Here is a 234-nt window from a genome sequence, read left to right on the forward strand (position 1 = left end):
GTTGCTTTGTTTGGTTGACCCTTAGTGTACATATGTTCATATGACCAGATCTTCCACTTGTTGGTTGTTACATTGGCATCAGTTGGCTTTACATTGTTAACTGACAATGCTTTAAGCTTGCTGTTAACGTATGAGAAGGCTAAGTAACTGATAGTACCTGGTGTTGTTGAAACAATCTTTTGAACAGTACCGTTTGAATCTTGTTCTTGGGCCTTAACTGCTTTGGCACCTTCA

Annotated in this window: 1 pseudogene; it reads right to left on the reverse strand. The window is 39.3% G+C overall.

Annotation, left to right across the window (positions count from 1 at the left end):
* Positions 1 to 234 (reverse strand): annotated as a pseudogene (locus CBI42_RS12100) (phosphate ABC transporter substrate-binding protein); the annotation flags it as partial.

The sequence above is a fragment of the Streptococcus sp. KR genome, assembly GCF_002238115.1.
GTDB lineage: Bacteria > Bacillota > Bacilli > Lactobacillales > Streptococcaceae > Streptococcus.